This is a genomic window from Nocardioides sp. 31GB23 (assembly GCF_040012395.1).
Taxonomy (GTDB): domain Bacteria; phylum Actinomycetota; class Actinomycetes; order Propionibacteriales; family Nocardioidaceae; genus Nocardioides; species Nocardioides salarius.
Genome location: NZ_JBDYKJ010000087.1, coordinates 1 through 18,534 on the forward strand (window position 1 = coordinate 1; position 18,534 = coordinate 18,534).

The window sequence follows — 18,534 nt, forward strand, 5'->3', positions numbered from 1 at the left end:
ATCGTTCTCAGTGGTCACAGCGGTCATCTTGGTCCTCCTTCAGGACCGACCGCTTACACAGACCATCTGACACCCCCCGTGTCGTCACACGATCTCGACCAACGTGCCTGGTCATCACACCTAGCGCTGCGCACCTCGACGAGATCTACTAGGCCCAGGATCTGCGCACGAGGTTGTTGATCAGCGGGGTCGAAGAGGCTGATCTGCCGGCGGTGAAGACGCGGCCCCGAAAAGTGAACTGCGCTTCCGCCAGGTAGACTCGATTCAGTAGCATTGTTCGATTAGTTTGACGCTTCGCAATGGTCGCCACGATCCGCCGGCATACCGCAGGGAAGGGCAGCTACGTACGCATGTGAATCGTGCTGTCCCGGGACAGAAAGTTTGCGGGCCGGTTTCCTCGAGACCACCGACGCGAGCGAGGTAGAGGCCATTCTCGCCCTCGACGGTGTGCCGCTCAGGGTGGGAAAGCCCCGTAGGTTAACCACAGCGAACCTATGCATGTCTGACTGCGAAGAAGTGATGAGATATGACGAAACGAGATCCAAACCCGAAACCTCCCGCGGAACTCGCCAAAGAGGGCTCGCCTCGTCCTGGCGTGGACTGGTCCATGACGCGCCCCCAGCGCAGAGGCGGCGCTGCGCTCGCTCCGCGCGGCGCCAAGTTGTCCCAGTACGTCGCAGCCGAAATTGTTCGGGACGTGGTAGCTCAGGGGCTAAACGCCGGGGACCGGCTGCCAACTGAAGCCGCGATGCTGGAAGAGTTCGACGTCGGCAGGGCGAGCCTGAGGGAGGCGCTGCGGATCCTGGAGTCCTACGGCCTGATCTCCATTAAGCAAGGGCTTGGTGGCGGGCCTGTCGTGAACGCCATCCACCCGGAGGACCTTGCCCGGACGTTACTTTTCTACTTCCACAGCACCGGAGCCACCGTCAGCGAGATCGCTGAAGCCCGGTGCGTGCTCGAGCCGGCGTCAGCCCGTCTGGCCGCAGAGCGGCAGGACCCGGACCAGATGGCGGAACTCCGCAACGTGATGGCCCGCGAGCAGCAGGCCTCCATGGCCGACGACGAGTACATGCGACTGTCGAACGAGTTCCACTACGCAGTAAGCGGACTGTCGGGCAATCGGGTACTGGACCTGCTCGGGCGCGCGCTTCGCACCGTCTATACGACTCGCATCTTCGGCGGCGGCATCCTCCCCAGCGAAGCCCGACACACCAGTCGCGAAGTCCACCGAAAGATCGGGGAAGCCATCCTTGCCGGCGACGGCGCACTGGCCGAGAAGGCTATGGGCGAGCACCTCAAGGAGATCTCAGACCTGCAGTTCGCGAAGACGCCCGAGGTCATGGACCAAGTGGTCGTTTGGGAAGTCTGACTTCTGGAACCAACTGCGCCCTCCGCAGCGCGATTCAATAATGAATCCGGGTACAACTCGAGCTCGCCAAACCACCCGCGGAGGACTTCCGCGCCCCCGTCACCCAAGTCCTACGCATGTGATGGCTGAACTAGGCGATTTTGTCGATGTTGCCAGCTCGCGACGCGGCCCTGCTCCCTAGGCTCATCGCAGCGCGACTGCCCCGTAATCCTTCGAGTCAAGGCGGCGCAGGCTCAGCTCAGGTCGGGCTCGGTCTTCTCCCTGACCTCGTCCTCGGTGACCCCGGGCGCCAGCTCGACGAGGCGCAGCGTGCGCTCGCCCAGGGTGCCGGAGGCAGCGACCTCGCCGGTCGCGGGATTCATCACGTCGATCACGCACAGGTCGGTGATGATCCGCTGCACGACGCGCTTGCCGGTGTAGGGCAGCGAACATTCGTCGACGATCTTGAAGGACCCGTCCCTGGCGGTGTGCTCCATCAGCACGATCACCCGTTTGGCGCCGTGCACAAGGTCCATCGCGCCACCCATCCCCTTGACCATCTTCCCGGGGATCATCCAGTTTGCGATGTCGCCGACGGCCGAGACCTGCATAGCACCAAGGATCGCGGCGTCGATCTTGCCTCCGCGGATCATCCCAAACGACGTGGCAGAGTCAAAGAACGACGCCCCCCGACGGACCGTCACGGTCTCCTTGCCAGCATTGATCAGGTCGGGATCGACCGCGGCCTCGGCCGGGTAGGCACCCACACCGAGGATGCCGTTTTCAGACTGCAGCACCAGCTCAACGTCGTCGGCCACATAGTTGGGGACCAGCGTCGGCAGCCCGATCCCCAAGTTGACGTACGAACCGTCCACCAGCTCCGAGGCCGCCCGGGCGGCCATCTCCTCACGCGTCCAGCTCATCGAACGGTCCTCTTTTCAATCCGCTTGTCGGCAGCCTGCTCCGGCGTCAGCGCCACTACCCGTTGCACATAGACCCCCGGCGTGTGGACGTCGTTGGGCTCCAGTTCGCCCGGCTCGACCAACTCCTCCACCTCAGCGATGGTGACGCGACCACACATCGCGGCAAGCGGGTTAAAGTTCCGGGCGGAGTCGCGATAGATCAGGTTGCCGTGGCGGTCTCCCTTCCAGGCCCGCACCAGCCCGAAGTCGGCCACGATCGCATGCTCGAGAACATATTCCTTCTCACCCTCAGCCGTGGAGAAGACCTGGGTCTGTTTGGCAGGGGAGGCGATCTCGACGTTGCCGACGTCGTCGTACTTCCACGGGAGACCGCCCTCGGCGATTTGCGTCCCGAACCCGGTGGCGGTGAAGAAGGCGGGGATGCCCGAGCCGCCGGCGCGCATCCGCTCGGCGAGCGTGCCCTGCGGGGTCAACTCGACCTCGAGCTCACCGGAGAGGTATTGCCGGGCGAACTCCTTGTTCTCACCGACATAGGACGACACCATCCGGCGCAGCCGCTTTTCCATCAGCAGCCGACCCAGGCCCCAGTCATCGACGCCGCAGTTGTTGGACACGACCTCGAGGTCCTTCGCACCGGCGGTGAGCACCGCGTCGATCAGGACCGACGGGATGCCACACAACCCAAAACCACCCACCGACACCGTCACCCCGTCCGGGATGTCCGCGACTGCCGCAGCGGCCGAACTCACAACCTTATTCATGGAACCTACTTTCGTGTCCTCGGTGGCGTTGGATCGCGACCTAGTTATGCCAACTCCAGCGCTCTCATCGCCGCCCACGCAGCGTCGACCCCATCGCCGACCGCGGCAACGACTGTCTGCGAGGAGCCTGGTCGCAGGTCACCCACACAGGCGCGGAACGGAATCGCGATGTCCTCCTCTGCGTCAAGCGCGGACAACAGCTCTCGGCGGGGTCGCCGCGAGCCAGCCAGGAAAACACCATCGCATCGAGCTAGCTCTACCCCTGCCCCATCCGTGAGCACGATGGTGCCATTGTCTCCGGGCGCGAGCCGTACGTCGCTCGCCGGCGGCCTCACGTCCACGCCAATCGGGTCAAGCAGGGTCCGGTCGGCCCGCGTAAGTGCCGCACGAGGCAGTACGGCGACGGAGGCCGCTAGGCCCGTCAGGTCGCGCACCTTCGAGACCGCGTCCCGTCCTGCTCCAAGGACGATGACGTTCTTGTTCTTGAACATGGGTCCGTCGCACGAGCTGCACGTCGAGACGCCACGACCGTGGAGGACGGCCGCTCCCGGCACGGCCTCCAGGTCGTATTCTCGACCCGTCGCAAGAACGAGCGCGGCGCCGTTGACGCTTCCGTTGTTGATTGACCAACGACCGTCCATCACGGCAAGCATCTCGGCCTGCGCGTGCTCCACGTGGACCCTGGCGTCCAGGACAGCCTCGATCAGGTCGGCCGACAGGTCTGGACCAGCGACCCGATCCCGGTGGGGTACGAGGCCGTCGACCCACGACATGGTGTTCAACTCCCCTCCCAAGGCCGTTCCCTCGACCACCACCGTGCGCAGCCCCAAAGCCGCGGCGGCTCCCGCGCAGGCAAGGCCGGAAGGTCCCCCGCCTATGACGACGAGGTCGGCAATCCGGGGGTCAGCCGACACGTCGTTCCCCAGACGATCCAACGAGCTCTCGAACCCGCGCGTTGCACTCGACGCGGCGATGGATGGGCAGCCCCTGTTCGTGGTTGTTCCAGTAGATGCGGTTCTGGTTACGTCCCGGGTCGCCTCCGAGGATTATCCGTACGTTCTCAGGACCGGCCAGGACTCCCACCTGGGTCTCTGTGGTGACGTCGGGTGGGAACCCGTCGGGCAGCATCCCCTTGGCGGCGAGGTCGGTGAACGAGAATTCGTTCCCCCGCGCCATGCGCGCCTGCGCCTCCATGCCGCCGACGTCCATAGTGGCGTGATCGACCAGGTAGCGTCGGATTGAGTCCTTGGTGTGTCCGGCTTCAGCAAGTGACTGTGCAACGCTGGGGCTCATTAGCACTAAGGCACTGTGACCGCGGTAATAGAGGTTGGTGAAGGCCCATGGACCGATCGTGTCGGCCGCATACCGCGCCAACATCGCCAACTGCTCCTCGGCCGCACCTCCGGTGTACGCGGGCCCGCTGATGGCAACGCAGCTCTGCACGCTGACGACGGTGTCGTCAGTGACGTAGCCGCACTCTTCACGACTCGTGCTCCAACCGATGGCATGAGTGTGCTCGTCACTCTCGGCCATCGCGACGTTGAAGGTGCGTCCGATGGCCGCCTTGTCGGTATCGCCGGGTGGGGTCAGGAAGCCCGCGAGATTGCGCATGATCAGCCGACCGAAACGGCCGATGGTCGAGTTGGCTCGGTTGCCGACCCGCATCATTCCGGCGCCGTCGTTGAGGCCAAACACGCTTGCCAACGGGCCGCTGATGAGGATGAGCGGCTCCCAGCCGGGGGTGCACCCGGCGTCCTCCAGCCGCCACTCAGGATCGGCCATGACCTCGGTGACGGCGAGCAGTACCGGCATGTACTCAGGGCGGCAGCCCGCCATCACGCCGTTCACGGCGACGGACCACACGGTGACGGCTCGCCGGGCAGGCAGCATGACGCCGATCTCGTCCAAGGGATCGCGGTCGGTGTAGGCGAGGAAGTGCTCTACTCGCTCGATCGTGGGCGGCACGATGGGCAACCCGTCGCTCCACTGGCGGTCGTCGAAGTAGTCCTGAATCTCCTCCAACCTTCCGCTGACGACGATGTCGCGAACTCCAGGCTCGGTTGCCGCGTCGCCCGCGTCCCCGTCATAGCCGTGCGTCAGGCGGCGGAAGCCGTCGAACAGACTGGGCACGACGTGGTCATGGACTTTCTGCGCGAATGCCTCGTCGGTGTCCACAGCGATCACACCCGGGTACTCGGCGATCCACAGCTTCTCCAGACCTACCGCCCTCGCCGTCGCCGTGGCCTGGCGCACGAAGCCGGACGAGACAAGCGCCATCGCAGGCACTCCCGCTTCCTCGACCGCCTGGCACGCACGAATCACCGCCGGCGTGCAGGAGCCGCACGCACCCACACCAACTATCGCGGCGTCGATCTCGTGCTCCCTGAGCAGCTCGGGTATGCGTGCGACGACCGCCCGCTCATGGGGACCGTGCAGGTCGCCGAAGACCGTGTGCGGGATGCGACGAAATGCAACTCCGGCTTCCTCGGCCGCCGCTTCGAAGGCCTCGAACATGTCATCGCCGCGGAACAAGTCGTCCCAAATGAACGCCACGTTCTTGCCGGCCAAGCCATTTAACTGCCTGCGGCCGAAGCTGACGGCTGCTGCGGAGGGGGCCAGTGGCCACACCGCAGCCTCGTCTTGAGCGGGCCTTGTGGTCTCGATCACGGTCGCGCCTCCCACAAACGTAGTGTCTAGTCGGACCTATTGTCCGACATTAGACGCTTGTTGTCACGCGTTGGGTTAAGATTTGCTGAACCGATCAAGAGGAGTGCCGTGAAAACCCGAGTGTCGTCCGGTGTGAGCAAGGAGTCGTCGTCGCCGCGCTATCTCATCCTGGCCCGCCGATTGAGGGCGGAGATCCTGGCCGGCCGGTATCCGGTCGGATCGCGACTGCCCGGCGAGTTGGAGCTCGCACGGGACTTGGAGGTAGGACGGGCTTCGATACGCGAAGCGCTTCGGGTTCTGGCTGCCCAAGGCCTCATCCAGACCACGCGCGGAACGGCCGGCGGCAGCACTGTCAGGCGAGTTGACCACCGCGACGTCATCCGCATGCTTGGAGAGGATATGGAGACGCTTGCGGCCCTGCAGGGTTGCTCGGTGCAGGAGATGGAAGAGGTCGAAGAGTTGCTCGAGGTATCGGCCGCGTGGCTCGCCGCGTCTCGCCGTACGCCCGTCCAGCTCGCCAAGCTCTGGTCCCACATCCCCACCATCGAACCCGGCCAGACGCCGACTCCGGCGCAGATCGACACAAACCTGGCGTTCCACTACGACATCGTCGAGGCCACGGGAAATCGGATGCTCCACCTGTTCGCCGAACCGGTCTCGATCGTCATCCACAACCACTTTCGTTCTCGAGAGCGCGATGTGACCTACTATCAACAGGTCCTCGAAGATCACCGCCACATCGCGGCGGCCATCCAAGCACGAGACGCTGAAGGTGCCAGGGACGAGATGCAGCGGCACTTGTCGCACCTGCGGTCGGGCGGGAAGAGTTCTCCGCGTGGCTCCCTCGGCGGACTGAGCTTCGGGCTCTAGTCGTCATGGCGCACAAGAGGGCAGAGCAGTACGACGTCGTCGTTGTCGGCGGCGGACTCGCAGGGCTGTGTGCCGCCACTGCGGCGGCCGAAAGAGGCAGCCGAACGCTCCTTCTCGAGGCCGGCCCACAACTCGGAGGCAGCACGAGGACGTTGGGAGGGGTGATCTACGCAGCCGGTACCTCTGTTCAGAAGGCCGCGGGGATCACCGACGGAGCATCGGACCTTCTGGCGTCCTATCTGCTACTCAACCAGTACTGCCTCGAGCCCAGCATCGTGCGAACACTGGCCGAGAGCGCCGCAGCAGCACTCGACTGGCTCGTTGAGCGCGGGGTCGATTTCCCGCCCGACCAGTTGTATTCGGCCGCCCCCGGTGATCCCGGCCGCAGCCACCGAGCCAGGGGCCGGGGCCCGGGCCTCGTTGACCCGCTCGCGACTCACCTGCGAACAACCTCGGCCGACATCCGAACAGGCACTCGCGCCACGGGTCTCGACATAAAGTCTGGGCGGGTCGCGGGCGTGCGGATCGGTGGAGACGTCGTCCCCGCCCGGGTAGTGGTGCTCGCCACCGGCGGTTACGGCAACGCGCCCGACCTGCTGAACCGGTTCTATCCCACGGCAGCCGGCCTGGGCGCGGCTCTCCACTACGTCGGCGCGGCCTCCAACCGCGGCGATGGGATCACCATGGGTTTGGCTGCTGGTGCGCAGTTCACGGGCGCGGACCGCGGCCTACTGCTGCTGGCGCCTGAATTTGCCACCCAGAACGAACCAGCATTGCCACCCGAACTTATCTTGGTGAACGCTCACGGTCACCGATTCATGGCCGAGGACCTGCCCTACTCTGTGGCCCCAGGAATAGTGGCAGCTCAAACCGGCGGAACAGCTTGGGCACTGTTCGACGAACGCGCGCGATTGAGCTTTCCTCCCCGCTCGTCGAACAGCCCGGCGCGTTCCTGGACGCTACAGCGATTCGCCGACGCACAGCTCCCGCCTGGTATCCACCGCGCGTGGTCCCTCGACTCGCTCTCACGCGCAATCGGGCTACCCGCGGACGCGGTGGAACAAACCGTTCTGCGCTACAATCAGCTGAGCCGCCGCGGGGTCGACGCGGACTGGGAGAAAGACGCGGCGCATTTGCTGCCTTGCTCACAGTCGCCCTTTTACGCAGTGCGGGTGCGACCGAGAGTTTTGGTTCTCACCTCGGGTGGCCTGCGCATTGACACCGCAGCGCACGTATTGGGCCAGGCGGGACGCCCGATCATGGGCCTGTTCGCAGCAGGTGAGACAACAGGCGGCGTAATCGGCGACCGATACATAGGCGGCCTGGTGAATACGAGTTCTGCGGTGTTTGGCATCCGGGCGGGCACGTTGGCTGCCCGAGGGTGACCGCCGACTGATCCGACCTGGCCCCCACCCGCTTTCGCTTGCCTTTGTCCGCAACCCAGGGACCGGTCATCGACTGCGAATCATTCCGCTCGTTCAAGCCAGGTGCGGGCCCGTGCGAGATGGGCGGTGAGCCCCTGTGCCCGGTCGACCAGGGTCGTCCACAGGGGAGGCCATGGCGTATCGGCGCCCGCGTCTGCCAGCAGGTAAGCGTCCTTTTCCAGCAGGGGGGCGTCGAGTCGGCGGAATTTTTCGGCCGCTCGACTCCCGCCTGACGAAACGCTCAACACCGTATGGAACGCGGCTGGGTCCAACCCTTGGCAACGCGCGACCTCGATCGCGTCCGCCACCACGATGGCGTTGGCTGCCATGACGGCGTTGTTGATCAGCTTGGCGAAGCTAGCTTGACCAAGCTCAGCAAAGACGACGACGTTGCCGGCGACCGTGCTCCTAAGAAAGGTCACGTCTTCGGGTCGCACCGGGCCGCCGAGCAGCACTGTAAGCCGTCCGGCCAGGGTCCCGTCGCTCCCTCCCGAGATCGGGGACTCAAGAACTCGAAGGTCGGTGTCGCTTCGCAACTGCTCCGCGGCCTTCGGGTCCATCGTCGTGACTACGAACACTCGCAGGTCACCAGTGTTCACCCGAGACAAGGACTCGACCTCACCGACGACGTCCCGGGCCTGAGCGACCGTCCGAACAAGGACGAAGACCGTGTGGACTTGGTCCCATTCCAAGCTCCGCAGGGTAGGCGCGGTGACACCGCCCTTCGATTCGAACGCGGCCCGCGCGAGCGAATCCGGATCCACGCCCACGGTCTCGCCAGCCGACTCCTTGAGCCGCAGCGCGAAGGCGAGGCCGAGGTTGCCGAGCCCGACGACCGCAATCACCGGGCAGTCCGCTCGGGCGGGGTCGAAACGTGAGCCAGTGCCTCGCTGGCCGTCGCTCCGACCGCACCGCCATCCGTCACGTCAGCCATCCCCACTACTGCGCCTCGGAGGAGCGGGTAGGTCCGTCCACGGGCGAGAACTCTACATCAACCCGTGAATACGACCGAAGCGCAAAGCCTTCGTACTCACCAATGGGCGACGGGCTGGAGGCCAGGCGAAGGTCGGGGAACCACTCGAGCACCGCCTTGACCGTCTCCTGCACCTCCGCGCGGGCGAGCGCCGCGCCGGCGCAGGAACGCGGCCCGAAACTGAACGCGAGGTGATCTTGCGGCCTCCTCGGTTGCTCACGGTCGAGCTTCGCCTGGTGAGGGCACGCGAACTGGGAACTGTCGCGGTTCGCAGCGGCGTGCAGGTTCAGCACGGTCTGGTCCTTCTCGACAAGGACCCCGCCGACCTCCGTGTCGTGATTCGCCTTGCGGAGCCTGAACTGAACGGCGCCGTGCAGTCGCAGGGCCTCCTCGGCGAATCGCTCGATCGCCCCGTCGCCGCCTCGCCGAACATCATTGGCTAGCTGCTCGTCGGTGAGCAACAAGACGAACGCGTTCGACAATGTGTGCATGGTGGTGTCGCTGCCCGCAAAGAACATTCCGGTGACCATGCCGAGGGTGTCGCGCTCCGCCCAGTCGTCAATCATCGAAGTGCCGTCGCGCCAGGTGTGACTGATGAAGTCGTCGCCACCGGAGTCCCGACGGTCTTGGACGTATGGACGCAGCAAGTCATCGAATCGCTCCATGGCCGCGATTGTGCGTTCGGCCAGGGCGGGATCCTCATCCTGACCCTGGTGCTGGAGGTATTCCAGCTTGGCGTCCATCAGGTGCTTGCACTCGTTGATCCAGTCGTCGTCCTGCCACGGCAAGCCCATGACGGCAGCCATGACTCGGACCGGCAGTGGGTCAGCAAGATCCTTCATCAAGTCGGCGTTTCCCCGATGCGCGAAGCGCTGTAGGAGGTGGTCCGTCACGGGCCGGATCATGGTCGACCGCCAGGCGTCAACGCGGCGAGGGTGGAACTCGGAGAGGATCCACCGGTGCATCTTGAGGTGGGTCTCGCCGTGCTGAAAGTTCCGGGCGCGGGGCCCTCCCTCGATTGCGACCATGGCGTCCGTCATCATGTCTGCGAAGGGGTGCCGAAAGTCCTTCTTGTCGCGTCGCATCACGTCTTTGGCGATCTCGAAGTCTGTGACCACCCATGCCCGCATCCCCTGGTCCCAGTGCACCGGGTCCTCCGAGCGAAGCTGGTCGAAGTAGTCGAAGGGCTCGGATCCGGCTGTGGTGAGGATCGACGGCAGGTGGTTCTTCATGGAAACACTCCAATCGCGTGCCGGGCATGCCGGCTGACTCGGACGAACGGTTCAAGAACTGTGGATCGAATTGACAAGTGGGGTGTCCACGCCAACCGGGCCGATGAGCGATGCGCCGCCAGGGTTTCCCAAGGGTTCGGCGCGGCCTGGAAGAACCTCATTGAAAAACGCACGGTTGTCCGCGAGGTGGGCGAGCCGCTCCGGCGGGGTGGTGCGGTCCGCCGTCACCGCGTCGACCGGGCACACCGTCTCGCACGCCCCACAGTCAATGCATTCGTCCGGGTTGACGTACAGCTTGCGGTCACCTTGATAGATGCAGTCCACGGGACATTCTTCTACGCAAGCGCGGTCCATCACGTCGATACAGGGTTCGGCGATCACGAATGGCATGTCTGTCCTCCTACAAGTTGGGAGAGGCGGCGGCGGACGCCCCTGCGAGCGTCGAGTTCTCGGTCGAGTGTCCGGGGAAGATGTCGAGCGTGGGATCAAGGAAGACTGCGGCGTTGTTGACGGCGGTCGCCGCCTCCCCGAAGCCGACGGAAATGAGCCGGACCTTGCCGGGGTAGTCCGTGAGGTCTCCGGCCGCCCAGATCCGTTTCACGCCGGTGGACATCGTGCTGTCGACCACCACGTGACGGTCCCGGAAAGTCAGGCCCCATGACTGCATGTCAGACAGATTCGCGGTGAAGCCGAGCGCGGCGATGACGTGCTGGGCCTGCAGGGCACGCTCCTCTTGGGTGCGCATGTCCATCACGCGCGCGCCCGCGACCCGATCCGTCCCCTCCAGAGCAACGACCTCGTGGTGGGTAAGGATCTCCACTCCGAGCTCGGCGGCCCTGGACACCGACGCGGCGTGCGCGCGAAAGCGGTCTCGCCGGTGCACCAAAGTGACTTTGGCGCCGACAACACGCGCGGCGATCGCCCAATCGAAGGCGCTGTCCCCGCCGCCGACGACCAGAACGTCCATGCCCGCGAGCTCTGCCGGGTCGGTCACGAAGTAGGACAGGCCTCGTCCGAGGAAGTCTTCACCAGCCGGAAGTGGCCGCGGGGTGAATCGACCGATCCCGCCCGCGATGATCATCGCTCCGCACCGCACGGTCGTATCGGTGTCGGTGTGGACGAGGAGGCCGTCCCCGGTGTCAACGACGCTTCGAGCCGTCGTCCCAAGAACATAACGAGGATCGAATCGTGCCGCCTGGCTTCGCAGCCCGTCCACCAAGTCAGTGCCCCGAACCGACGGAAGACCTGCTACATCTTCGATCAACTTCTCCGGGTAGAGCGCAGACACCTGCCCTCCCAGTTCCGTGAGACTGTCCATGACAGCACAGGTGAAACCGCGAAAGCCGGCGTAGTACGCGGCGTATAGGCCGACCGGGCCGGCGCCGACCACGGCTATGTCGACCGTGATCGGCTCGCTTGCGTTGACGGAGCTCATGCGGCCCCTCCTGTCTGACGGGTTCAACTATGGTAATTCTTATCATTAATCGCAGGCCGTGGGAAGATGCGCACATGATTCGGAGAGAGCCGCAAGGAGTCCATCGGCGATGGAAGGCACAGAAGTGAACCGCTCGGAGCCTCCGCGCTCGATCAAGATCTCCGAGATCGTGGCGAGGCAGGTGCTCAACGAGATCGCCTCTCAGGGTCTTGAGGTGGGGGCTCGGCTGCCGCCCGAAGCCGTGATGTTGCAGAAGTACGGAGTGGCGCGCGGCTCACTACGCGAAGCCCTCCGTGTGCTTGAGTTCCAAGGGTTCATCCGAATTCGGCCTGGGGTGGGAGGCGGGCCAGTCGTGCGCGCGGTCAGCACGCATGACTTCGCGCGGGTGTCGTCGATGTTCTTTCACCGGGCCGGCGCCACCATCGAGGAGTTGTTCGACGCTCGAATGTCCCTCGAAGCCCAGATGGCTGCGCACGCCGCCCGGTTCCGCGACCCCGAGCTGATGAGGCAACTGCGGCTCAATGTCGAACAAGACCTAGAACAGGACGCCGGCGTACGCGACTTCCACGACATCATCACCGGCTTGTCTGGCAATCGCGTCCTTAATTTGCTGGCCCGCTCCATCAAAGACATGTACGCCGAGCGGGTCCGTGAAGTGAAATTCACCGACGCTACGCGCGCGGAGGTGCTCGCGGCCCATCGTGACATCGCGAACGCCATATTCGCTGGCGATGAAGCCCGAGCGTCCGACGTGATGAAGGAGCACATGGCCCACTACTTCCAACTCGCTGTCGTGAACAACATGCCGAACCTGCTGTCGGAAGTCATCGACTGGCACTAATCGACTGGCAATAGCAGTGTCGACAACTTCATAGCCGTGCGTCCGCCACCTTTGACGGGTAATCCAGGACCAGCAGCTGCGCTCCCTTCCCGCCCGCCTCGAGCTCAGGTCGCTCGTCAGGGGCAAGATAGACGCACGTAACCGGGTGCGAAACCACGTCGTGGAACGAGAAAGAACCGTCGAACAGCAGCAAGAAACGCCCGCTTCCGCCGCACGGAGGAAGTTTCAAGATGTGACCTGGCGTCACGCTGAGATAGGAGGCGAACAAGCCGTCATCCTCCCGGGGGACAAGAATTTGTTCGTCGACGGCGCTGTGGTCCCGCGGCTTGTCGGCCGCGACGGTGCCCAGCCTGTGCCGGCGCGGCGCAGCATGCTGAGCTTCCCTGGCCCCGGGTAGCACCTGCGCCTTGGACTCCGCGTGGTGCCGCGGCCGCAGAGTCAAGTATCTGAGCCCGTGCTGGCCGGCGACAATGGGACCGTAACCAGTGAAGGCATTAGTGTAGTGGACGGTGACGGGCGCGATCGGCTTGCGACCGATCGTGCCGTCACCGGTGAGGAATACTTGAAACTGGTTGATGGCGTGGAAATGCGTTGGAATCACGGTGCCAGAGGGCTGATCAACGACGAACGCGTGTGGCGCATCGGGCCCGTCGACGGAACTAATCAGGTCCGTGTGTCCGAAAACTTCTCCGTGGAACTCGACTTCTCGCCGCTGCTTGTCGGCCAGGGATCTGAGATACATGATGTCGCCCAATCTGCTGATGAGTAGTGCCTGCGAGCCGATGAGCCGTCGCCGCACGTTGTCCGTCGCTACACCTCGGGGCTGCTCGAGGATCAATCTGCGGCCGGCTGTGCTGCAGACGTTGGATGCAGGGCGGCTGCAGCGTTCAGCTACTGAGCGCGCGCAGGTGTTCGGGCGCCGCCGAGACGAACGTGCGGTCGCCGACTCTCGGGGCGTCGATGTTGTCTTCGCTCTGACGGACGAGGAAGGTCACGTCTGAGTCGGCCAGTTTCACCAGGTGCTCCACGTGTGTCCCTAGGAACATGGTCTGCGCGATGGTGCCCTCCCACGCATTCACCGACGCGGACGGTGACGTCTCGAAGCGACACTTCTCAGGCCTCGCCATGACCGAGACTTCAGCTCCTGTCGTCACGTCCTGGGACCCGCGCGTCGCCAGCACGGAGCCGGCTTGGGTGTCTACCCGGACAAGGTCGTCGCCGGTGAGCTCGGTGACTCGTCCGTTGAGTTCGTTGGTGCTGCCGACGAATCGGCCCACGTACTGGTTCGAGGGGGTCTCATAGATCTCGCGCGGTGTCCCACATTGAGCAACCTTGCCGTTCTGCATGACGGCGATGCGATCGGCCAGCTCCATAGCTTCGATCTGGTCGTGCGTCACGTAGATGGCCGCGAATCCAATATCGCGCTGCATCAACACCAGTTCGAGGCGAAGTTGCTCTCGCACCTTCGCGTCTACGTTCGACAACGGCTCGTCGAATAGGATCAGGCCCTCGTTGGAGACTAACGCACGGGCGAGGGCTACTCTTTGCTGTTGACCACCGCTCATCTGTCCCGGATACTGTCGCCCAAGCTCCGGGATCCCGATCATCTCAAGCACGCGCTCAACGCGAGCAGAGACGTCATTCTTGGCGGCCTTTCTGGCCCGCAGCGGATACGCAACGTTGTCGAACACCGTCATGTGCGGCCACAACGCATACGACTGGAACATCATCCCCAGATTGCGTTTCTCGGGCGGGTCATCGAGCCGCCGCTGCGAGGAATAACTGGTATGGCCGTGCAAATTGATGGTTCCCGAGTGCGGCTGCTCGAGGCCCGCGATGCATCGAAGAAGCGTGCTCTTGCCGCAGCCACTAGGGCCGAGCAGCACCACGAACTCTCCCGGAGCCACGTCGAGAGTCACAGAGTCGACGGCCAACACCTCCTCTCCATCGCGGCGCTTGTAGGACTTCCTGAGGTCCCGGACCGAAACTGCGGGTGTCAGGCTGTCCGCGTTTCCGTCTCCGCGCGGATCATCTGCCAGGTTTGCACCGCGCGACCGGGTGTTTGCGAGGTTCATCGGTGGTCCTTGTCTAGATAGAACAATTTGACTGGGCGCTATCGATCGGTGTTAGGGCCGCGGCACCCCGCCCAGCTTCTTGGACAGGAGACCCACGATCGTGAGCACGGTTACGTTGATGACCGTCAGGGCTATGGACAGAGCAGCGAGCAACGCGAAGTCTCCATTGACGAACACATCGAGGATGCGAAACCCAACAACCGGCGTCGTGGTGCTGGCCAACATGGACGAAGCCTCAAGCTCGCCGACCATCCACACGAACAGCAGACCCCAGCCGGCCACCAAACCGGGGATCATGAGGGGAAAGTTGATTTTCAAGAACGTAGCCCCCCCGCCTGCACCGGAGATGCGAGAAGCCTCCGAGAGTTCGCGACCAACTTGGGCGGCCGCAGCGTCCGCTGCCACCGTGGCTTGAGGAATGAACAAGATCAGATACGCCAGCAGCAATATCCAGATGGTCCCTCCGAGGTTCCACGGGCTCCCTGCGAACCCAAGGATGCAGCCAGTTCCAACCACGATTCCCGAGAAGACCGCAGGAAGCTTGATGATGCCGTCAAGCGCCCGCGAGCCTCGCCCTGTTGATGACTGCAAATGATGAGAGAAGAGCGCAGCAATGGCGATCCCTAAAGTGGCGCCAATAGCCGCCAGCCGAAGGCTGGTAGCCAACGAATCTTGAGTGAGAGGATCGTTGAACAGATAACCGCGGAGGTGGTCGAGAGTGAGTGAAGACCAGTCGATGTTCGGCGTCCAGAAGCCGTTGAGAACAACTACCACGTGAGCCGTCAGCGGGAGCACGACGGCGATCGCCATGTATCCAACCAAAAGGGCTCGGGCCGGAAGGCGCCAGACGCCGAGGCGCACGGTCCCTGCTCGGGAGCCCCGGCCACCAAGAACTGCATGTCGATTTCCCCTCAGCACTCGTCCTTGGACGTACCAGGCCACGCCGACAAACAACATTAGGAACATGCTGAGCCCGAGCGCGAGTGTAGTCTGGGCCGGGTAGGTAAAACTGATGAGTTGAACGATTCGCACGGAAAGCACGTCGATACCGCTTTGAGTGCCGATAACCACCGGTACGGAAAAGAACGAAAACCCGAACCAAGCCATGAAAAGCGCAGCTGCCCCCAGGCTCGGGCGGAGCACCGGGATGGTCACTTTACGTAGAGTTGCTAGCGGCGACGAACCACAGACACGCGCCTGTTCCTCCAAGGCCGGGTCGGAGTTCCGCAGCCCAGCCGCGATCATCAAGTACGCGAATGGAATCTGATAGATCGTGTAAAGAAATATCATCCCCCACCACGAATAGATATTGACCGGCCCGGTCTCCACGTCGATGCCGAACCAGCCCAGCGCACCTCTTGCCAGTACATTTAGAAAGCCGGACCGGTCCGACAAGAGCAGCGTCCAGCCGATGGCTCCCGCAATGGGCGGCAGGAGAAATGGCAGCATTGGCATGATGGCGGTCAGTTTGGGTAGCGCCGCATCGGTACGCTCACCGATCCACGCAAACAGCGACCCGAGAGCGACCGCGAGAACCATACTCGTCAAGACGATGATCAGGGTGTTAGAGAGCAACTCCGCTAAACCAGGCTGTTGAAAGGCCTCGCGCAAAGGGGACGCATTCAGCTCTCCGTCGTTTACGAAGAGGGATACCAGAACTCCGCCCAAGGTATAGACGACCAAGCCCGCGAACGCCGTCATCAGGACAGCTACGACGAGCCGGAATGCCCCTCCCCTCCTGAGGTTTTGGAGCCAGCTGCGGGTCCTGCTGGAGTCGGTCTCGCTGGGCGTTGTTTCCGGTTCCAACTCAGTTAGCAGTGTCGCCATTCAGTCACCTCAAATCTGCGGAGGGGGAAGCGCGTACTCCCCCTCCGCGTCACGCTACGGCGGTGGTTAATTAGTGGCTAGTCAGCCACCGATGTTGAGCAGCTCCAGGATCTCGTCGGCGCGATCCCCTGCGCCCAGGTTTGGTTCCTGGTACTCAGCCGGGAGATTTGCATCATCGTAGATCGACACGTCGTCGGCGAACTCGCTCATAAGCGTGTTCCCGTCTTCAGTGAGCAGATAGTTCATGAAGACGCGAGCTGCGTTAGAGTTTGGGCTCGCACCGCACGCGGTGGCAAACGCCTGGATTTCAACGCCGGTGGTGGCGGCGGGTGCGGCGTTGTCGACTGGTGCTCCCGCAGCAATCACGCCTGCGGCCGAACTGGCCGTCGACGGAACTCGGACGGCGCCTTCACCGGCAGCGAGCGCCTCCATCGTAGCGCCGCCGCTGCCGTAGACGCGGATTTCGTGGGTCTCGGCGAACTCTTGGATGAAGTCGGCCCCGTACTCAGCCTCAATGTAATCCCAAAACTCAACATAGGCTGCAGATGATGCCGGGTCCGGAAGCAAGAAGGTCGCGTCGGCGAACTCGGGGCCGTTGAGGTCCTCCCAGCTAGTGGGAGCCGCATCAACCAAGTCGGTGTTGTAAGAGTAGATCCAAGGTTGAGTCTGCACGGTCGCGGCATACTCCTGCACGAATTGCTCAGGAGTCTCCTCGGCAATCGCGGGGAGTTCGAGATCAGCAATCGGCTCAACCCATCCCTCGTCAGCACCCTCGGTCTGCGCGAAGAGCTCCGCGCCGGAAAGGGTCAGGACATCGCCTCCGATGTTTCCCGCGGCACCCTCAGCCGAGTAACGCTGCAGCAAGTTGGTCGAGGGCAGCTTGAGAAAGCCGACCACAATGCCGTACTCCTCCTCGAACGCCGCCGCGACAGCCTCGGAGACCTCCGAAGGCACGGCCGTGTACCAGGTTAGTGACCCTTCATCTTGTGCGGCCGCGACTGTTGCGTCCCAGTCTGTCGAGCACTCGGCCGACGGCCGATCGCTCGATGCGTCCGCATCGCCCGAATCGCCGCCACATCCCGCAAGAGCAAGGGTCATCGCCACCAACGTGATGCCTTGTGTGCGCAAAGTCCGTGAATTCATGTCTGCCTCTCGGTTGGCTCGTCCATGCAGAACATAGGCATGTTTTGGGGATGTGTCAACGCTCACACTTGCCTGGCTTCGCTCTGGATGTCAGTCGTGCCGAGTCGCGACAGGTGAGAGCGCGTGGCAGACGCCGTGCACCGGTCTCGAACCGCGTGTCCCGCGTGATGTGGCGAGCGCATTCACGGCAGGCGCGGCCCACTTCGGCCTAAGGCGCCCCCTAAGTGCGGCAGCGCGAGGATGAGCACCATGCCGAAGAAGATCAAGCAGCACCTCGACGTCGACCTGGACGAGCTTGGGACTGCTGCACGGATAGGTGACATCTGATCTGTGGTGCCGAGAGGTGCCGCTGGAAGGATGTGCACCGTGCCCAAGCCCTACCCCAAGGAGTTCCGCGACGACGTCGTCCGCGTTGCGAGGAACCGCGAGCCGGGTGTCCACCTCAAGCAGATCGCTGCCGACTTCGGTATCAGCGAGTCGTGCCTGACCAACTGGCTCAAGACCGCTGATGTCGAGGGCGGCATCAAGCCCGGGACCACCGCGGCTGAGAACACCGAGCTGCGTGAAGCCAAGAAGCGGGTCCGGCTGCTGGAGCAGGAGAACGAGGTCCTGCGCCGTGCTGCCGCCTACCTTTCCCAGGCGAACCTGCCGGGAGAATGATGTACCCGCTCGTCCGCGAGCTGGCCGCTGACGGTGTCCCCGTCACGGTGACGTGCCGGGTGCTCAAGATCGCCCGCCAGCCCTACTACCGCTGGCTCGTGTGCCCGGTTACCGACGCCGAGCTGCTCGAGGCCTACCGCGCCAACGCACTCTTCGACGCCCACACTGAGGACCCCGAGTTCGGCTACCGGTTCCTCATCGACGAGGCCGCTGACGCCGGTGAGGTCATGTGCGAGCGGACCGCGTGGCGCCTCTGCTCGAGCAACGGTGTCAAGGGTCAGTGAGAACTGCCCAGGGGCGGTCATGAAACCTGCCCGGTGACGGTCACGAGATCTGCCCGGTGGTGGCCATGGGA

Annotated in this window: 18 protein-coding genes; 6 read left to right on the top strand and 12 right to left on the bottom strand. The window is 63.8% G+C overall.

The genetic code is table 11. The features are described 5' to 3' along the window. Positions 1 to 607 precede the first annotated feature (607 nt). The gene (locus ABKW28_RS20355; protein WP_348612791.1) at positions 608 to 1,369 is read left to right on the top strand and encodes a FadR/GntR family transcriptional regulator; all 762 of its coding nucleotides are present in this window, start codon (positions 608 to 610) and stop codon (positions 1,367 to 1,369) included. A 233-nt stretch (positions 1,370 to 1,602) separates the two neighbouring features. Here ABKW28_RS20355 and ABKW28_RS20360 read toward each other — a convergent pair whose 3' ends face one another. Genes ABKW28_RS20360 through ABKW28_RS20375 form a run of 4 tightly spaced genes read right to left on the bottom strand, consistent with a single transcriptional unit; the run spans position 1,603 to position 5,699 of the window. After that, positions 1,603 to 2,271 (bottom strand): 3-oxoacid CoA-transferase subunit B, encoded by a 669-nt coding sequence (locus ABKW28_RS20360; protein WP_348612793.1) that lies wholly within the window; start codon positions 2,269 to 2,271, stop codon positions 1,603 to 1,605. Next, the gene (locus tag ABKW28_RS20365) at positions 2,268 to 3,032 is read right to left on the bottom strand and encodes a CoA transferase subunit A (protein WP_348612795.1); all 765 of its coding nucleotides are present in this window, start codon (positions 3,030 to 3,032) and stop codon (positions 2,268 to 2,270) included. Before ABKW28_RS20365 ends, ABKW28_RS20360 begins: the two co-directional genes overlap by 4 nt. A 44-nt stretch (positions 3,033 to 3,076) precedes the next feature. Then, on the bottom strand, positions 3,077 to 3,946 hold the full coding sequence (locus ABKW28_RS20370) for an NAD(P)/FAD-dependent oxidoreductase (protein WP_348612797.1): 870 nt from the start codon (positions 3,944 to 3,946) through the stop codon (positions 3,077 to 3,079). Next, on the bottom strand, positions 3,936 to 5,699 hold the full coding sequence (locus ABKW28_RS20375) for a hypothetical protein (RefSeq protein ID WP_348612799.1): 1,764 nt from the start codon (positions 5,697 to 5,699) through the stop codon (positions 3,936 to 3,938). Before ABKW28_RS20375 ends, ABKW28_RS20370 begins: the two co-directional genes overlap by 11 nt. A 132-nt stretch (positions 5,700 to 5,831) precedes the next feature. Here ABKW28_RS20375 and ABKW28_RS20380 point away from each other — a divergent pair, with 132 nt between their 5' ends. Further along, a complete protein-coding gene (locus ABKW28_RS20380; RefSeq protein WP_348612801.1) occupies positions 5,832 to 6,569 on the top strand; it encodes an FCD domain-containing protein in 738 nt (245 codons plus the stop codon). Between the two features lie 5 nt (positions 6,570 to 6,574). Continuing rightward, on the top strand, positions 6,575 to 7,954 hold the full coding sequence (locus ABKW28_RS20385) for an FAD-dependent oxidoreductase (protein WP_348612803.1): 1,380 nt from the start codon (positions 6,575 to 6,577) through the stop codon (positions 7,952 to 7,954). An 80-nt stretch (positions 7,955 to 8,034) separates the two neighbouring features. Here the strand turns inward: ABKW28_RS20385 and ABKW28_RS20390 are convergent, their stop codons facing one another. From ABKW28_RS20390 to ABKW28_RS20405, 4 genes are all read right to left on the bottom strand, one after another. Next, the gene (locus ABKW28_RS20390) at positions 8,035 to 8,838 is read right to left on the bottom strand and encodes an NAD(P)-binding domain-containing protein (protein WP_348612805.1); all 804 of its coding nucleotides are present in this window, start codon (positions 8,836 to 8,838) and stop codon (positions 8,035 to 8,037) included. Positions 8,839 to 8,932: 94 nt separating this feature from the next. Beyond that, positions 8,933 to 10,198 carry a cytochrome P450 gene (locus ABKW28_RS20395; protein ID WP_348612807.1) on the bottom strand — a complete coding sequence of 422 codons (1,266 nt, stop codon included), beginning with the start codon at positions 10,196 to 10,198 and terminating at the stop codon, positions 8,933 to 8,935. A gap of 51 nt (positions 10,199 to 10,249) precedes the next feature. Next, the gene (gene fdxA / locus ABKW28_RS20400) at positions 10,250 to 10,588 is read right to left on the bottom strand and encodes a ferredoxin (protein ID WP_348612809.1); all 339 of its coding nucleotides are present in this window, start codon (positions 10,586 to 10,588) and stop codon (positions 10,250 to 10,252) included. 10 nt (positions 10,589 to 10,598) lie between these two features. Further along, positions 10,599 to 11,633, bottom strand: coding sequence for an NAD(P)/FAD-dependent oxidoreductase (locus ABKW28_RS20405; RefSeq protein WP_348612811.1), 1,035 nt, complete (start codon positions 11,631 to 11,633; stop codon positions 10,599 to 10,601). A gap of 109 nt (positions 11,634 to 11,742) precedes the next feature. Between ABKW28_RS20405 and ABKW28_RS20410 the strand changes: the two genes are divergently transcribed. Then, positions 11,743 to 12,474 carry an FCD domain-containing protein gene (locus ABKW28_RS20410; protein WP_348612813.1) on the top strand — a complete coding sequence of 244 codons (732 nt, stop codon included), beginning with the start codon at positions 11,743 to 11,745 and terminating at the stop codon, positions 12,472 to 12,474. 28 nt (positions 12,475 to 12,502) lie between these two features. On the opposite strand, the gene ABKW28_RS20415 is transcribed toward ABKW28_RS20410, so the two are convergent. The 4 genes from ABKW28_RS20415 to ABKW28_RS20430 form a co-directional block, all read right to left on the bottom strand. Then, the gene (locus ABKW28_RS20415; protein ID WP_348612815.1) at positions 12,503 to 13,312 is read right to left on the bottom strand and encodes a hypothetical protein; all 810 of its coding nucleotides are present in this window, start codon (positions 13,310 to 13,312) and stop codon (positions 12,503 to 12,505) included. A gap of 49 nt (positions 13,313 to 13,361) precedes the next feature. Beyond that, positions 13,362 to 14,549: an ABC transporter ATP-binding protein gene (locus tag ABKW28_RS20420; protein ID WP_348612817.1), complete on the bottom strand. Its 1,188-nt coding sequence runs from the start codon at positions 14,547 to 14,549 to the stop codon at positions 13,362 to 13,364. Positions 14,550 to 14,600: 51 nt separating this feature from the next. Further along, the gene (locus ABKW28_RS20425) at positions 14,601 to 16,250 is read right to left on the bottom strand and encodes an iron ABC transporter permease (protein WP_348612819.1); all 1,650 of its coding nucleotides are present in this window, start codon (positions 16,248 to 16,250) and stop codon (positions 14,601 to 14,603) included. 207 nt (positions 16,251 to 16,457) lie between these two features. Beyond that, positions 16,458 to 17,519 carry an extracellular solute-binding protein gene (locus ABKW28_RS20430; protein ID WP_348612821.1) on the bottom strand — a complete coding sequence of 354 codons (1,062 nt, stop codon included), beginning with the start codon at positions 17,517 to 17,519 and terminating at the stop codon, positions 16,458 to 16,460. A 366-nt stretch (positions 17,520 to 17,885) separates the two neighbouring features. Between ABKW28_RS20430 and ABKW28_RS20435 the strand changes: the two genes are divergently transcribed. Then, on the top strand, positions 17,886 to 18,179 hold the full coding sequence (locus ABKW28_RS20435; RefSeq protein ID WP_348612825.1) for a transposase: 294 nt from the start codon (positions 17,886 to 17,888) through the stop codon (positions 18,177 to 18,179). Continuing rightward, complete coding sequence (locus ABKW28_RS20440; RefSeq protein ID WP_348612827.1) at positions 18,176 to 18,463, top strand: hypothetical protein; 288 nt, start codon at positions 18,176 to 18,178, stop codon at positions 18,461 to 18,463. The genes ABKW28_RS20435 and ABKW28_RS20440 overlap by 4 nt, the downstream gene beginning before the upstream one ends. Positions 18,464 to 18,534 lie beyond the last annotated feature (71 nt).

What these genes read in the sequence shown, in the direction of transcription:
- ABKW28_RS20355 (WP_348612791.1), top strand. Translation starts at nt 608, where the DNA reads ATGACGCGCCCCCAGCGCAGAGGCGGCGCTGCGCTCGCTCCGCGCGGC.
- ABKW28_RS20360 (WP_348612793.1), bottom strand. Translation starts at nt 2,271, where the DNA reads ATGAGCTGGACGCGTGAGGAGATGGCCGCCCGGGCGGCCTCGGAGCTG.
- ABKW28_RS20365 (WP_348612795.1), bottom strand. Translation starts at nt 3,032, where the DNA reads ATGAATAAGGTTGTGAGTTCGGCCGCTGCGGCAGTCGCGGACATCCCG.
- ABKW28_RS20385 (WP_348612803.1), top strand. Translation starts at nt 6,575, where the DNA reads ATGGCGCACAAGAGGGCAGAGCAGTACGACGTCGTCGTTGTCGGCGGC.
- ABKW28_RS20395 (WP_348612807.1), bottom strand. Translation starts at nt 10,198, where the DNA reads ATGAAGAACCACCTGCCGTCGATCCTCACCACAGCCGGATCCGAGCCC.
- fdxA (WP_348612809.1), bottom strand. Translation starts at nt 10,588, where the DNA reads ATGCCATTCGTGATCGCCGAACCCTGTATCGACGTGATGGACCGCGCT.
- ABKW28_RS20405 (WP_348612811.1), bottom strand. Translation starts at nt 11,633, where the DNA reads ATGAGCTCCGTCAACGCAAGCGAGCCGATCACGGTCGACATAGCCGTG.
- ABKW28_RS20410 (WP_348612813.1), top strand. Translation starts at nt 11,743, where the DNA reads ATGGAAGGCACAGAAGTGAACCGCTCGGAGCCTCCGCGCTCGATCAAG.
- ABKW28_RS20420 (WP_348612817.1), bottom strand. Translation starts at nt 14,549, where the DNA reads ATGAACCTCGCAAACACCCGGTCGCGCGGTGCAAACCTGGCAGATGAT.
- ABKW28_RS20425 (WP_348612819.1), bottom strand. Translation starts at nt 16,250, where the DNA reads ATGACGGCGTTCGCGGGCTTGGTCGTCTATACCTTGGGCGGAGTTCTG.
- ABKW28_RS20430 (WP_348612821.1), bottom strand. Translation starts at nt 17,519, where the DNA reads ATGAATTCACGGACTTTGCGCACACAAGGCATCACGTTGGTGGCGATG.
- ABKW28_RS20440 (WP_348612827.1), top strand. Translation starts at nt 18,176, where the DNA reads ATGATGTACCCGCTCGTCCGCGAGCTGGCCGCTGACGGTGTCCCCGTC.